This window comes from Bradyrhizobium sp. LA6.8 (genome assembly GCF_040547935.1).
In the GTDB taxonomy this organism is placed as follows: domain Bacteria; phylum Pseudomonadota; class Alphaproteobacteria; order Rhizobiales; family Xanthobacteraceae; genus Bradyrhizobium; species Bradyrhizobium barranii.
In genome coordinates, this window is record NZ_JBEPQQ010000005.1 from 51,174 (window position 1) to 64,755 (window position 13,582).

Annotated in this window: 12 protein-coding genes; 7 read left to right on the forward strand and 5 right to left on the reverse strand. The window is 64.7% G+C overall.

Annotated features, from left to right (window positions below):
• Positions 1-57 precede the first annotated feature (57 nt).
• The 4 genes from ABIA90_RS24050 (at position 58) to ABIA90_RS24065 (ending at position 5,503) form a co-directional block, all read left to right on the forward strand.
• Positions 58-1,788: a cation:proton antiporter domain-containing protein gene (locus tag ABIA90_RS24050; protein ID WP_354119905.1), complete on the forward strand. Its 1,731-nt coding sequence runs from the start codon at positions 58-60 to the stop codon at positions 1,786-1,788.
• A gap of 190 nt (positions 1,789-1,978) precedes the next feature.
• Positions 1,979-3,055 (forward strand): 3,4-dihydroxy-2-butanone-4-phosphate synthase, encoded by a 1,077-nt coding sequence (gene ribB, locus ABIA90_RS24055; RefSeq protein ID WP_063984938.1) that lies wholly within the window; start codon positions 1,979-1,981, stop codon positions 3,053-3,055.
• A 138-nt stretch (positions 3,056-3,193) separates the two neighbouring features.
• Entirely contained in the window at positions 3,194-4,408 is a 1,215-nt protein-coding gene (locus ABIA90_RS24060; protein WP_354119904.1) for an acyl-CoA dehydrogenase, read from the forward strand.
• 171 nt (positions 4,409-4,579) lie between these two features.
• Positions 4,580-5,503 carry an MBL fold metallo-hydrolase gene (locus ABIA90_RS24065; RefSeq protein WP_354119903.1) on the forward strand — a complete coding sequence of 308 codons (924 nt, stop codon included), beginning with the start codon at positions 4,580-4,582 and terminating at the stop codon, positions 5,501-5,503.
• 53 nt (positions 5,504-5,556) lie between these two features.
• Here the strand turns inward: ABIA90_RS24065 and ABIA90_RS24070 are convergent, their stop codons facing one another.
• Positions 5,557-6,411 (reverse strand): DUF1499 domain-containing protein, encoded by an 855-nt coding sequence (locus ABIA90_RS24070; protein ID WP_166353705.1) that lies wholly within the window; start codon positions 6,409-6,411, stop codon positions 5,557-5,559.
• A 290-nt stretch (positions 6,412-6,701) separates the two neighbouring features.
• The gene (locus ABIA90_RS24075) at positions 6,702-8,330 is read right to left on the reverse strand and encodes a fatty-acid--CoA ligase (RefSeq protein WP_063984935.1); all 1,629 of its coding nucleotides are present in this window, start codon (positions 8,328-8,330) and stop codon (positions 6,702-6,704) included.
• A gap of 64 nt (positions 8,331-8,394) precedes the next feature.
• On the opposite strand from ABIA90_RS24075, the gene ABIA90_RS24080 reads away from it, so the two are divergent.
• Positions 8,395-9,492, forward strand: coding sequence for an extensin family protein (locus ABIA90_RS24080; RefSeq protein ID WP_354119902.1), 1,098 nt, complete (start codon positions 8,395-8,397; stop codon positions 9,490-9,492).
• A 36-nt stretch (positions 9,493-9,528) separates the two neighbouring features.
• Here the strand turns inward: ABIA90_RS24080 and ABIA90_RS24085 are convergent, their stop codons facing one another.
• Positions 9,529-10,215, reverse strand: a complete 687-nt coding sequence (locus ABIA90_RS24085; protein ID WP_063984933.1) for a L,D-transpeptidase — start codon at positions 10,213-10,215, stop codon at positions 9,529-9,531.
• A gap of 337 nt (positions 10,216-10,552) precedes the next feature.
• Between ABIA90_RS24085 and ABIA90_RS24090 the strand changes: the two genes are divergently transcribed.
• Together ABIA90_RS24090 and ABIA90_RS24095 are read left to right on the forward strand one after the other, a co-directional pair.
• Positions 10,553-11,530, forward strand: a complete 978-nt coding sequence (locus ABIA90_RS24090; protein ID WP_085401296.1) for a magnesium transporter CorA family protein — start codon at positions 10,553-10,555, stop codon at positions 11,528-11,530.
• A 186-nt stretch (positions 11,531-11,716) separates the two neighbouring features.
• Positions 11,717-11,935 carry a hypothetical protein gene (locus ABIA90_RS24095; protein ID WP_028148212.1) on the forward strand — a complete coding sequence of 73 codons (219 nt, stop codon included), beginning with the start codon at positions 11,717-11,719 and terminating at the stop codon, positions 11,933-11,935.
• Positions 11,936-12,020: 85 nt separating this feature from the next.
• Here ABIA90_RS24095 and ABIA90_RS24100 read toward each other — a convergent pair whose 3' ends face one another.
• Together ABIA90_RS24100 and ABIA90_RS24105 are read right to left on the reverse strand one after the other, a co-directional pair.
• Positions 12,021-12,791 (reverse strand): class I SAM-dependent methyltransferase, encoded by a 771-nt coding sequence (locus tag ABIA90_RS24100; protein WP_354119901.1) that lies wholly within the window; start codon positions 12,789-12,791, stop codon positions 12,021-12,023.
• A gap of 17 nt (positions 12,792-12,808) precedes the next feature.
• Entirely contained in the window at positions 12,809-13,561 is a 753-nt protein-coding gene (locus tag ABIA90_RS24105; protein WP_063984930.1) for an SDR family NAD(P)-dependent oxidoreductase, read from the reverse strand.
• Positions 13,562-13,582: the final 21 nt, after the last annotated feature.

The following is a 13,582-nucleotide window of genomic DNA, read 5'->3' on the forward strand; positions in this document are numbered from 1 at the left end:
GCTCGCTTGCCGCGCCGCAACCTGGCCCTAGGGTGCGGCAAAACGGACCAATTTGGTATGCACGAACTCATTCGCGACATCACTCTCTGTATTCTGTTTGCCTGGATGCTGGGCCTGCTCGCCCATTTCTCCCGGCAGCCGCTGATCCTGGCCTACCTTATCGCCGGCTTCTGCATAGGTCCATTCGGTGCGGGCTGGGTCAAATCGCAGGAATCGATCAGCGTCATCTCCGAGCTCGGCCTGATCTTCATGCTGTTCATGATCGGGCTCGAGATCGACCTGAAGAAGATCGTGCGGGCGGGAAAGGTGATCCTGTTCGCGGCGGGCGGCCAGCTCATCGGCGGCTGCCTGCTCGGGGTGCTGTTCTTCGTCGGTATCGGCTTGTCGCTCGGCGGTGGGCATTTCGATGCGGTCTATCTCTGCGTCGCCTGCGCGCTGTCGAGCACCGTGATCATCGTCAAGGTGCTCTACGAGAAACGCGAGCTCGACACGCTGCCCGGCCGCATCACGCTCGGCGTGCTGGTGCTCCAGGACATCTTCGCCATCCTGTTCCTGGCGGTGCAGCCGAGCCTCGCCAATCTCGAGGTCAGCGTCATCCTGCTGTCGATCGGCCGTGTCGCGGTGCTGGTCGCCGCCGCACTGCTGGTCAGCCGCTACGTGCTGCCGCGCCTATTCCATCAGATTGCCCGCCGCCCCGAGCTGATCCTGCTTGGCGCGCTCGCCTGGTGCTTCCTCGTCGCCGAGACCGCGGAGCGGCTCTCACTCTCGCGCGAGATGGGTGCGCTGATCGCCGGCGTTTCGCTCTCGACCTTCCCTTACGCCCTCGACGTCACCGCCAAGGTCACCACGCTCCGCGACTTCTTCATCACGCTGTTCTTTGTCGCGCTCGGCATGACCATTCCCGTGCCGGGCCTCTCCGTGATCGGGCTTGCCTTGATGATTGCGGCGTTCACGGTGGTGAGCCGCCTCGTCACCACCTTCGCCCCGCTCTACCTGATGAAGCAGGGCCTGCGCGCCAGCCTGTTGCCGGCCCTTAACCTCGCGCAGATCTCCGAGTTCTCGCTGGTGGTGATCCAGACCGGCGTCGCCGACCATCACATCGCGGCCGAAACGGCGAACGCAGCCTCCTTCGCCTTCGTGGTGCTGGCGGTGCTCTCGACCTTCGTGATGACCCGCAGCGACGAGATCACCCGCTGGGCGATCGGCCCCCTGAAGCGGATCGGCCTGCGCGACCTCGACCATGGCAACGGCCATGCCGAGGAGGGGCACGAGGGCGGCCATGGCGAGGCCCGCCGCATCGTCATCCTCGGCTTTTTCCGTGCGGCGAGCGCGCTGCTGGCCGAGATCGAACGGCAGGCGCCGGTTTTGCTCGAGCAGATCACCGTGATCGACTTCAATCCCAATGTGTACAAGACGCTGCTGTCGCGCGGCCTGCACGTGATTTATGGCGACATCAGCAGCGCCGACACGCTGCTCCATGCCGGCGTCGGCACGTCCGAGATGATCATCCTCAGCGTGCCGGACGCCCTTCTCAAGGGCGCCAGCAACGAGAAGCTGGTCCGCCACGTCCGCACCCTCAATCCGACCGCCATGATCGTGGCCACGGCCGATCTCTTGTCGGATGTGGGCGAGCTCTACGCGGCCGGCGCCAGCTACGTCACCGTGACCCGGCTCAGCGACGCTCATGAGCTGTTTACCGTGATCGAAGCCGCCCAGGCCGGGCTGCTGCCCGACAAGCGGGCCGAACTCGATGTCCGGCTCGGCGAGCGGCGCGAAGTGCTGCCCTGAAGGCGGCGCGGCCGCTTTCCGTCCGGGCCGTGTGCGCCTATATCCTTGGTATCTTCGGTGCAAGCCTCAGACCCGCGGGCCGGCCCGCCATCAGGCATATGCTGTTGCGTCCAGGACACTAGCGCTTGGGGCCAAGTCCGGCTAAGGCGTCCGGCTAAGCCTCCCGGCCATAACCGATAGAGATTGGGAAATGCCCGATAACGTTCAGGAAGTCTTGCAGGCCTTTGCCCGGGGTGAGCTCGTGGTCGTCACCGACGACGAGGACCGCGAGGGAGAGGGCGATCTGATCGTCGCAGCCTCGCTCTGCACCGCCGAGAAGATGGCGTTCATCATCCGCCATACCTCCGGCATCGTCTGTGCGCCCGTGACGACCGAGGACGCGCGCCGCCTCCGGCTCGATCCGATGGTGGCCCACAACGATTCCGCGCACACTACTGCATTCACGGTCTCGATCGATTACAAGCCCGACGGCGGCACCGGCATCTCGGCCGAAGAGCGCGCCTCGTGCTGCCGCGCGCTGTCCAATCCCAATGTCGGCGCCAACGATTTTGCCCGCCCGGGCCACATCTTCCCGCTGATCGCCAAGGACGGCGGCGTGCTGCTGCGCTCCGGCCATACGGAGGCTGCGGTGGACCTCTGCAAGCTCTCCGGCCTGCCGCCGGTCGGTGTCATCAGCGAGCTGATGAACGACGACGGCAGCGTGATGAAGGGCGAGCAGGTTGCGCAGTTCGCCGCCAGGCACAAGCTCAAGCATGTCACCATCGCCGACATGATCGCCTACCGCCAGGTGCGCGAGAAGTTGATCGAGCGGGTCTCGACCTTCGTCACCGACAGCCCAATCGGGCCGCTTCAGGGCTATGCCTACCGCTCGCCGTTCGATTCCATCGCCCACGTCGCGTTCGTCTATAACGGCGTCGGCGACGGCAAGAACGTGCTGACGCGCTTCCACAAGCCCAACATCGTCAAGGACATCTTCACCGGCCACAAGCGCATGGCGGCGGTGCTCGAGCACTTCAAGAAGTCCGGCCGTGGCGTCTTGGTTTACCTGCGTGACGGCGCCGCCGGTGTCCCCGTTGCTCCGCTGCCCGATGAGAGCGCGAGCGAGGCGGACCGCAACCGCCAGTGGCGCGAGGTCGGTGTCGGCGCGCAGATCCTGCGCGACCTCGGCGTCACCTCGATCCGCCACCTCACCTCTTCGGTGCACGACTACAAGGGCCTGTCAGGCTTCGGCATCGAGATCGTCGCCAACGAGCAGCTTGAAAGCTAGCGCTGTCATTCCGGGGGCGCGCGCTGCGCATCCCCGGGGTTCACGCAGAGCCATCCATCTGCAACGCAATTGCACTTGTTGCCGCGGCGCTTTACTTTGTCGGGCAAATTTTGACGGAACCAGACGAAAGGACGTTTCATGAGCGTGCGCCCTCAGACCAAGGACAAGCCGGCTGCGGCTTCTTTCCAATGGGACGATCCGTTCCTGCTCGACGAGCAGCTCACCGAAGACGAGCGCATGGTGCGCGACACCGCGCGCGCCTATGCCCAGGACAAGCTGCTGCCGCGCGTCACCAAAGCCTATCTCGAGGAGAAGACCGACCGCGAGATCTTCAACGAGATGGGCGAGCTCGGCCTGATCGGCATTACGCTGCCTGAGGAATATGGCTGTGCCAATGCGAGCTACGTCGCCTACGGCCTGGTCGCGCGCGAGATCGAGCGGGTCGATTCCGGCTATCGCTCGATGAATTCGGTGCAGTCCTCGCTGGTGATGTACCCGATCTACGCCTATGGCGACGAGAACCAGCGCAAGAAGTACCTGCCGAAGCTCGCTAGCGGCGAGTGGGTCGGCTGCTTCGGCCTCACCGAGCCCGACGCCGGCTCCGATCCGGCCGGCATGAAGACCCGCGCCGAGAAGGTCTCGGACGGCTATCGCCTGACCGGCAGCAAGATGTGGATCTCGAACGCGCCGATCGCCGACGTCTTCGTGGTCTGGGCCAAGTCGGCCGAGCACGACAACCAGATTCGCGGCTTCGTGCTGGAAAAGGGCATGAAGGGCCTCTCCGCCCCGAAGATCGGCGGCAAGCTGTCGCTGCGCGCCTCGATCACCGGTGAGGTCGTGATGGACGGCGTCGTGGTTCCCGAGGACGCACTGCTGCCCAACGTGTCTGGCCTCAAGGGCCCGTTCGGCTGCCTCAACCGCGCCCGCTACGGTATCTCCTGGGGTGCGCTCGGCGCCGCCGAGGACTGCATGCACCGCGCCCGCCAGTACACGCTCGACCGCAAGCAGTTCGGCAAGCCGCTCGCCGCGACCCAGCTCGTGCAGAAGAAGCTGGCGGACATGGAAACCGAGATCGCGCTGGGCCTCCAGGGTTCGCTTCGCGTCGGCCGTCTGATGGACGAAGGCAAGTTTGCCCCCGAGATGATCTCGATCATCAAGCGCAACAATTGCGGCAAGGCCCTCGATATTGCCCGCGTCGCGCGCGACATGCACGGCGGCAACGGCATCTCGGCCGAGTACCACGTGATGCGCCACGTCCATAACCTCGAGACCGTCAACACCTACGAGGGGACGCACGACGTCCACGCCCTGATCCTGGGACGTGCGATCACGGGCATCCAGGCGTTTTTCTAGTCGCAGCGTTCTTCGGCCGCGGCTAGTTTGCTCCGCTGTCATCGCCCGCGAAAGCGGGCGATCCAGTATCCCAGAGACCTCGCCTTCGCCTCAGGCGCCGCGGCGTACTGGATACCCCGCTTTCGCGGGGTATGACGGCGAGGGTTGGGGCTGCAGTGCACAGGAAGTCCCATGTCCGACAACGACGACATCCCGTTCAACCGCAACTTTCCGCTCAAAGCCGGTGTCGTCGAGGAAGTCCGTCCCGGCGTGCGGCGCGTGCTCTGTAACAATCCGAGCCCGTTCACCTTCACCGGCACGGTCAGCTACATCGTAGGCCAAGGCAACGTCGCGATCATCGATCCCGGCCCGGACGACGAGGCGCATGCGGCGGCGCTGCTCGCTGCCGTGCGCGGCGAGACGGTGAGCCATATCTTCGTCACCCACACCCATCGCGACCATTCGCCGAACACCGCGCGGATCAAGCAGGCGACCGGCGCGCCTGTCTATGCCCAAGGCCCGCACCGTGCCTCGCGCCCGCGCTTCGAGAGCGAGAAGCACAATCCGGAGTCCGGCGCCGACCGCGATTTCGCGCCCGATATCAGGATCGCCCATGGCGACGTCGTCGAGGGTGCCGGCTGGCGTCTGGAGGCCGTGGCGACGCCCGGCCACACCGCCAATCATCTCGCCTTCGCCTGGCCCGAACGGAAATTCAACTTCGTCGGCGATCACGTGATGGGCTGGTCGACCTCGATCGTGGCGCCGCCCGACGGCTCGATGATCGACTACATGGAATCTCTCGACCGCCTCGCCGCGCGCGAGGAGGATCTGTATTTCTCCGGCCACGGCCCGGAGATCCCGGACGGCCAGCGCTTCGTGCGCTTCCTGATCCGCCACCGCAAGGCGCGCGAAGCCTCGATCCTGCACCGCCTGGCCAAGGGCGAGGCCGATATCCCGACCATGGTGCGCGCGATCTATATCGGCATCGATCCCAGGCTGACGACGGCCGCCGGCTATTCGGTCCTGGCGCATCTGGAAGATCTGGTCGCGCGCGGCGTGGTGGCGACGGATGGCGATCCCGTGATCGGCGGTACGTATCGAATGGCGGGGGCCTAGCTTCTCGTCATTCCGGGCTGGATGCTGCGCATCGTCCTGGAATGACAGCAAGGCTACTTCTTCACCGTCTTCGCCGGTGCCTTCGGCGGCGCGACCGGCGTCTTCTTCACCGGTTTCAGCGCGTCGGCGTCGGCGGCGGTGTTGAGATCGTCGATGAATTTTTTGACGCGCGCGGCGTTGCTGCCGAGATCACTGTCGAAATAGCGCGACGCCGAGCGGATATCGACGCGGGAATCGTCACCATCGGGCACGACCCGGATCGAGATGTCCTCGCGGAACCCCATGATCGGCGTCCGTGCCACCGCCTCGATGCGGCCGATACGGCGCGGCGGTTGCGGCTCGCGCTCGTCGATGACGAGCCATTTGCGCTTGATGACGAGCTGGCGCGCGATCGCATAGGCCCGATCGACCGGGATCTCCAGCTCGATCGGCTCGATGTCCGGGTAGAACTGGCGCTGCTGCTCGGCCGAATAGAGGCCGGCATAGACCGCGGTGTTGGTGCCATCGCCGGTGCGCAGATGCGCGAGCGCGTCGAAGCGCGGCGGGTCGATCGGGTTGGTGGTGATGTCGTAGATCGGCGGCAGCTTGCGGTATTGCAGGGCGAGATAAGCGGGATAAGCGAGGATCGCGCCGTTGATGAGGAAGGCGAGCAGGATGCGCCCCATGCCGCGCGAGCCGTTCTGCCAGATCGCGGCAAAGCCCGCGAGCCCAAACAGGATCGAGAGGCCGGCGATCGCGAGCCCGCCGAAGAACGTCATCAGCGCCGGCCTCATCTCCAGGAAGTCGAAGCGGACGATGATGATCGAGACCACCACCACCACCACCGCGAACACGGCCAGATTACGCGCCCAGCTCGCGAGGCTGGACACGGGCTCCGACTGATAGGGAGCGGAAAACCTGCGGGCCATCGGGTGAAGCTCTGCCGGGGTTTTGGGCGATGTCGGCCGATTTGGCGCGACGATGGGCCGTTGAGACCACGGCCCGGGGGCAAATTCAAGGGTTCCGCATGCGCCCCGACCGTCATGCCCGGGCATAGCCGTCCGAAGGACGGCGTCGCTTTCGCTCGCCTATGCCCGGGCATCCACGTTCTCCGTGCCGCGGGGCAGGGCGTGGATGGCCGGGACAAGCCCGGCCATGACGTTGTGGAGGCTTCAATGCGTCGAGCGCTCACGCCCTCCAGGGGAGGCGGTACCGAGGGTTAAGCCGCCGCGTTCGGGAAACGGTAGTCCTTGAACTGGTCGCGCAGTGCGGTCTTCAGGATCTTGCCGGTCGCGGTGTGCGGAATGCCTTCGACGAAGGCGACGTCGTCGGGCATCCACCATTTGGCGATCTTGCCGTCCATGAACTTCAGGATGTCCTCGCGGCTGGCCTGCTGGCCCTGCTTGAGCTGCACGATCAGCAGCGGACGCTCGTCCCATTTGGGATGATAGATGCCGATGACGGCGGCCTCCGCCACGGCGGGATGGCCGACCGCGAGGTTTTCGAGGTCGATCGAGGAGATCCACTCGCCGCCGGACTTGATCACGTCCTTGGAGCGGTCGGTGATCCGCATGTAGCCGGCCTCGTCGATGGTCGCGACGTCACCGGTGTCGAAGAAGCCCTCCTCGTCGAGGATGTTGCTGTCGACGCGGTAATAGGCCTTGGCGACGGCGGGGCCGGAGACCTTGAGACGGCCGAAGGTCTTGCCGTCCCAGGGCAGCTCCTTGCCGGCGTCGTCGGTGATCTTCATCTCCACCGCAAAGGGCGCATAGCCCTGCATCTGCAGCACGTCGAGCCGCGCCTCACCGGTCGCATTCTGGAACGGCGGCTTCAGCGCCGCGACGCTGCCGATCGGGCTCATCTCGGTCATGCCCCAGGCGTGGCGCACGTTCGAGCCCATGTCGAGGAAGGCCTTGATCATCGAGCGCGGCATCGCCGAGCCGCCGCAGATCACCATCTTCAGAGCCGGCAGCTTCAGATTGTTGGCCGCCATGTGCTGCAGCAGCATCAGCCACACCGTGGGCACGCCCGCCGTGTGCGTCACCTTCTCGGTCGAGAGCAGCTCGTAGACGGAGGCGCCGTCGAGCTTGGCGCCGGGCATGACCAGCTTGGTGCCTTGCGAGGGGGCCGAGAAGGCGATGCCCCAGCTATTGGCATGGAACAGCGGCACCACCGGCAGCATTGTCTCGGACGCGCTGGTGCCGAGCGCATCGACATTGTTCGCCATCAGCGCGTGCAGCACGTTGGAGCGATGCGAATACAGAACACCCTTCGGATCGCCCGTGGTGCCGGATGTGTAGCACATCGCGGCGGCCGTGTTCTCGTCAAAGTCCTTCCATTCGAATTTGCCGTCGGCCTCCGCGATCCAGTCCTCGTAGGCGACCACATTCTTCAGCGTGGTCTCAGGCAAATGCGCCTTGTCGGTGAGCACGACGTAGCGTTCCACGCTTGGCAGCTTGTCGGCGATCTTCTCCAGGACCGGAACGAAGGTGAGGTCGGTCATCACGATGCGGTCCTGCGCATGGTTGATGATCCAGGCGATCTGCTCGGGGAAAAGGCGGGGATTGACGGTATGGCAGATGGCGCCGATCCCCATGATGCCGTACCAAACCTCGAGATGGCGCCAGGTGTTCCAGGCGATCGTTGCGACACGGTCACCGAGCTTGATGCCGTCTCGCTCCAGCACCTGCGAGACCTTGAGCGCCCGCTTGTGGATTTCGCCGTAGGTGGTGCGATGGATCGGTCCCTCGACCGATCGCGTAACGACCTCCTGCTTGCCATGAATCTTGGCGGCGTGTTCGATGATCCGGTGGCAGAGCAGGGGCCAATCTTGCATCAAACCAAGCATTCAGACATTCCTCCGAGGTGGGCTGGACTTTTTATAGCTCTCAGCGCTGGGCCAAAGAATTGTCATGAGTTTTAGCCTGCCGGACTTTCGCCGCAAATGGTCTTGTCGCGGCTATATGTCCGCGGGCGCGGCAATGGTTACCGCTGCGCTCGGGCTGTCGCTTGTGCTGGCGGAGCGGGCAGAAGCGCGAAAATATGCTGCGCCGCTGGATATCTTTGGCCTCGGGACACCACGGCCACGTACGAAGGTGCACTCCGCCAGGATACCGCTACCAAAGCCCCGTCCGGAGGAGGCCCCCCAAGCAACGGACGAGGCCGCGCCGGAGGCAGAGGGGAAGCCTTCCGCAGACAAGCCCAGTGCCAACAAGCCCGCCGAGGCTGCGCCGCCGCCCGAGAAGCAGCTCTCGGCCTGCCGGCTGGCGCTGACCGAGGAGATCGCCGTCGCGCCGTCCATTCCCGATATCCGCGGCCCCGGCGCCTGCGGCGGCGAGGATCTGGTGCGGCTGGAGGCGATCGTGCTGCCGGACAAGCGCAAGGTGGCGGTCAAGCCGGCGGCGATCCTCCGCTGCACCATGGCCTCCGCGATCGCCGATTGGGTGCGCAAGGACATGGTGCCGCTGGCGGCGAGCCTCGGCTCGACCATCAGCGACCTCGACAATTTCGACAGCTTCGAATGCCGAGGCCGTAACCGCATCGCCGGCGCGATGCTGTCCGAGCACGGCAAGGCCAACGCGCTCGACGTCCGCGCCATCAAGCTCGCCAACGGGCGGTCGATCGGCCTGACCGACCGCGGCATGCCGCGCGATGTGCGCGAGCGCGTGCTGCATTCAGTCTGCGCGCGCTTTTCCACCGTGCTCGGTCCGGGCTCGGACTGGTATCACGAGGACCACATCCATCTCGACCTGGCGCAGCGGCGCAACGACTACCGGATTTGTCAGTGGAACGTCTGGGATCCCCTGCCGCAGGTCGCCCCGTTGCTGCCGGCGGGACGGCCCGAGGAGGCGCCGCCGCGCGAGGTCGCGGCCAGGCCTGAGGCCAAGGATGGAGCCAAGGACGGAGCTGATGACGAGCCGGCGCAGAAATCCCCTGCGCCCGCGGACAAGTCGGCCGCCGATGGCACCAAAGCCGAGCCGCACAAGCCGGCAACAAAAAAGCGCCGGTAAAACCGGCGCCTTTGAATATCCGAGAGCAGGAAGCGATCAGTAGCTGCCCGCCTGACCCGTCTGGCTGCCGCCGAGCGCGAGGCGCGAATTGTAGGGCGAGTCGCCATGCTTCGGCTCGAGCACCACGACGATGGTGCCGACCTTGACGCGGCCATAGAGGTCGATCGCGTCTTCGTTGGTCAGACGGATGCAGCCCGACGAGATCGAGGCGCCGATATATTCCGGCTGGTTGGTGCCGTGAATGCGGAACAGCGTGTCCTTGCCGCCGGAGTAGAGATACATCGCGCGGGAGCCCATCGGATTGTCCGGACCCGGTGCAACGTAGGTCGGCACGCCCAGTCGCGAAATCTCGCCCGGGGTCGGATGCCAGGCCGGCCACTCGGTCATGCTGCCAACCTTGGCAATGCCCGACCATGCCATGGCTTCTTCGCCGACGGTGATGCCGTAGCGGATCGCCTTGCCGCCATCCATCACCCAGTAGAGGTAATGGTTGTCGGAATCGACCACGATCGAGCCCGGCGATTCCTTGCGGTGGTAATCGACGATGGCGCGGCGGAACGGCTCGGCAACCGGGGTGTTCTCGTACCGGACCTTGGCGAGGAGTTCCTTGTCCTTCGGCTTGAAGGCCTTGGTGTCGGTCGCTTCAAAATGTGTGGCCTGCATGCAGCCCGACAGCATCAGGCCAGCGGCCAAAATACCCAGCATAACTTTCAGCGACGACATGATTAGGTTCCAATCGACAACAACAAGCTTTCGCGGGGCTTGAGACGCGCCCAAACCACGACTCCGTTGGGCCCTATTATCGTTGAAATCTGCCACAATTCCAGCGTTTCGGACCTTTTCCCGCGCTGCAAGAGCCGAGCTGTGGCTTTTTTGCCGCAAGTTTTGCGCTCTTGTGCTGGTTTTTAGGCAAAGCACGCCCGACTGTCGATTCCGTGCCACGGTTGGGCCACGGCGCCGCCACAAATGCAAACGCTCCGTTAATGTGCTTGTCATCATGAACTTGTCAGAATCGCGCTAAGGGCTGTCAGTCTGTCGCAGGCCCCTGCTGGAGTTGTGCATGTTTTCTGTGTTCGTTCCCTCCGACTCCTCCCTCAAGAAAGCGGTCGTCGAGGACCTCGCGGCGGTACCGGAGCACGCCGTGTGGATCGACCTGGTCAACCCGACCGCGGCTGAGGACAAGGCGGTGGAGCGGCTCTCGGGCATTGCGATCCCGACCCGGGAGGACATGCAGGAGATCGAGATTTCAAGCCGCCTCTATATCGAGAACAGCGCGCGCTACATGACGGCGACGCTGATGTGCCAGTCCGACACCGACATGCCCCGGACCACGGCTGTGACCTTCATTCTCGGCGACCATCGCCTGGTGACGGTGCGCTACGACCAGCCCAAGCCGTTTGCGCTGGTCGAGGCCAAGCTGGCCCGTTCCTGCACGCCCGCGATCACCGGCGAGATGGTGCTGATGGAACTGCTGGACGCCGTGATCGACCGCTGCGCCGACATCCTGGAGCGCTGCGGCGCCGAGATCGACCAGGTCTCGCACGACATCTTCGAGCCCGAGAGCGAGCGCCACGGCCACGCCAAGCAATATTCCCAGATCCTGATCTCGATCGGCCGCAAGGGCGATCTGACCTCGAAGGTTCGCGAAAGCCTGGTGTCGATCGGCCGCGTGGTCACCTTCCTCTCCGCGGTGGTGGAGGGCGTGAAATGGTCGAAGGACATGCGCGAGCAGCTCAAGACCATGCAGCGCGACGTCGCCTCGCTGACCGACCACGCCTCCTATCTCTCCAGCAAGATCACCTTCGTGCTCGACGCCATGCTCGGCGTCGTCAATCTCGAGCAGAACAACATCATCAAGCTGTTTTCGGTCATGGCCGTTGTCCTGATGCCGCCGACGCTGATCGCCTCGATCTACGGCATGAATTTCAAGGCGATGCCGGAACTCGAATGGGTCCACGGCTATCCGATGGCGCTGGTGATGATGCTCGCCGCCGCGATCGTCCCGTACTGGCTCTTCAAGTGGAAGAAGTGGCTTTGATACCTACCGAGACCTTACGCCGTTCAACGAGACACGGTGGTTGGTGTCGCAGAATAGAGCGGGATTGAGGCCGCGCCGTGATGTGTGCCCGCCGCCCCAATTCCTCCGGTAAAATTTGAGCGGTGGGCTGAACGTTTGCGCGAAACTTGTCTGCGATAAGCAGCATGTTAGCCGCGAGGAACAGCCATGGTTGAAAAACACATAACGTCGCCCCGCAACGTCATCGATCTGGCGAATTATCGTCAGGTCCTGGCGAGCGGCAAGGCGTCGTCGATGTCGGCACGCATGTGCCGGCACTGTGGTGCTCCGCTGCTCGACGGTGAGAACGACGACGACTGCTCGACTGCGTTCAGCACGGCCGCTCCGCGGCTGCGCGATCGGTCGCGTCGGATTCGAGTCGATTGAGGAACGGAAGGGTAAAGGCGATCCAGGTCCTGCGGCGGCGTTGTCTGGATCGCCTTGCTTCCCGCCCTTCGAGCGGGCAAATCATCTAGCGCTTCACGATCTGGGCCGTCGAGACGACGGTCTCGGCGATGGCACCGTCGCGACTGAAGGGAGCGAGATGCTGCCCGACATCGCGCAGCATCGCGTCGGCATTTTCGCCAAGCGCTTCCGGCGATGACGACGAGTAGGTGAGGGTGCGGCGTGTCAGATCCTGCACACTGATTGTGTGGCTGGTCTCAACCGTGACGAGCTCGGTGGGCTGAAAGGCGCTGCCGCGAAAGAACGCCGGCAAGTCGCGATGGGTGCGCGTGCCCATGCCTGCCTCCTCCCAGAGCTTGGTCGGTGACCAGCGGCGGCGGACGTCGTTGTAGCCGTCAAGCCACGGGTTGCGGCCGTCGGTGGCCGAGAATGAGGCGCAGATCAGAATTGCGCCATCGCGCGCGACCAGTCGATCGAGCCGCGCAAGCGTCGGCTCACGATCCATCCAATGCAGCGCGCGGCCGATGGTCACGACGTCGAATGCGCCGATGTCGGGGCTAAGCGTCTCGACCTTGCCTTCGATCAGCGTGAGCGCGTAGGCTGCGCTCGCAGCCGCGCGTCGCGCTGCATCGAGCATGGCAGGTTCAGGATCGACGCCGACAACGCGGCCGACGTAAGGAGCGAAGCCGAGCGCCAGGAGTCCGGGTCCGGTGCCGAGGTCTATCAGGCTGCTCTGTTTGGTAAGACCAAGCTTGTGCGCGACGCTGCGAAAGAATTCGCTCGGGTAGGGCGGCCGCAAATGCTCGTAGAGTGACGCAGTGCTCGCGAACCGGCCCATGCTTCGCCTGCCTGGCCTTACACGTGCTGGCCGCCGTTGATGTGGATCTCGGCGCCGTTGACGTAAGAGCTGGTGTCCGTGCACAGCACGTAGATGATCTTGGCGACCTCGTCGGGCGTGCCGAGACGGTGCATCGGGATCTGCTGGTCGACGATCTTCTCGGTGCCCGGCGACAGGATCGAGGTGTCGATCTCGCCCGGCGCGATGGCGTTGACGCGGACGCCGACGCGGCCGAAATCGGAGGCCATTTCGCGCGTCAGGGATGCAAGCGCGGCTTTCGATGTGGCATAGGCGGCGCCCGCAAAGGGATGCACGCGCGAGCCCGCAATCGAGGTGACGTTCACGACCGAGCCCCTGGCCGCCTTCAACTCCTCGATCAATCCCCGCGCGATCATGATCGGCGCGAAGAAATTGACGTGGAAGACGTGCGTCCAGGTGTCGAGGTCGGTGTCGACCGAGCCAAGCCGCGAGCCGCCCGGACCCTTTGGCGAGATCGCGGCGTTGTTGACGAGCGCATGCAGCATGCCGCCTTCGAGCCGGTTGCGGATGTCGGTGATCGCGCGCGCGGTGTCCAGGGGGTTGCCGAGGTCGACCTGGATGTGATCCTCGGGCCCGGCGTCCCACGGACAATCCTCGGGGAAGGGATGCCGCGAGCAGGTGATGACGCGCCAGCCCGCCGACGAGAAGCGGATCACGGTGGCGTGGCCGATGCCGCGGCTCGCTCCGGTCAGGAGCAGCGTGCGGCGCGGCGCATTGGACGAATGCGGCATGGACATCTTTCAGGTCGGCCT

Bases quoted from the DNA above. Each gene is read 5' to 3' on its own strand.
- ABIA90_RS24050 (WP_354119905.1), top strand. From the start codon at position 58: ATGCACGAACTCATTCGCGACATCACTCTCTGTATTCTGTTTGCCTGG.
- ribB (WP_063984938.1), top strand. From the start codon at position 1,979: ATGCCCGATAACGTTCAGGAAGTCTTGCAGGCCTTTGCCCGGGGTGAG.
- ABIA90_RS24060 (WP_354119904.1), top strand. From the start codon at position 3,194: ATGAGCGTGCGCCCTCAGACCAAGGACAAGCCGGCTGCGGCTTCTTTC.
- ABIA90_RS24065 (WP_354119903.1), top strand. From the start codon at position 4,580: ATGTCCGACAACGACGACATCCCGTTCAACCGCAACTTTCCGCTCAAA.
- ABIA90_RS24070 (WP_166353705.1), bottom strand. From the start codon at position 6,411: ATGGCCCGCAGGTTTTCCGCTCCCTATCAGTCGGAGCCCGTGTCCAGC.
- ABIA90_RS24075 (WP_063984935.1), bottom strand. From the start codon at position 8,330: ATGCTTGGTTTGATGCAAGATTGGCCCCTGCTCTGCCACCGGATCATC.
- ABIA90_RS24080 (WP_354119902.1), top strand. From the start codon at position 8,395: ATGAGTTTTAGCCTGCCGGACTTTCGCCGCAAATGGTCTTGTCGCGGC.
- ABIA90_RS24085 (WP_063984933.1), bottom strand. From the start codon at position 10,215: ATGTCGTCGCTGAAAGTTATGCTGGGTATTTTGGCCGCTGGCCTGATG.
- ABIA90_RS24090 (WP_085401296.1), top strand. From the start codon at position 10,553: ATGTTTTCTGTGTTCGTTCCCTCCGACTCCTCCCTCAAGAAAGCGGTC.
- ABIA90_RS24095 (WP_028148212.1), top strand. From the start codon at position 11,717: ATGGTTGAAAAACACATAACGTCGCCCCGCAACGTCATCGATCTGGCG.
- ABIA90_RS24100 (WP_354119901.1), bottom strand. From the start codon at position 12,791: ATGGGCCGGTTCGCGAGCACTGCGTCACTCTACGAGCATTTGCGGCCG.
- ABIA90_RS24105 (WP_063984930.1), bottom strand. From the start codon at position 13,561: ATGCCGCATTCGTCCAATGCGCCGCGCCGCACGCTGCTCCTGACCGGA.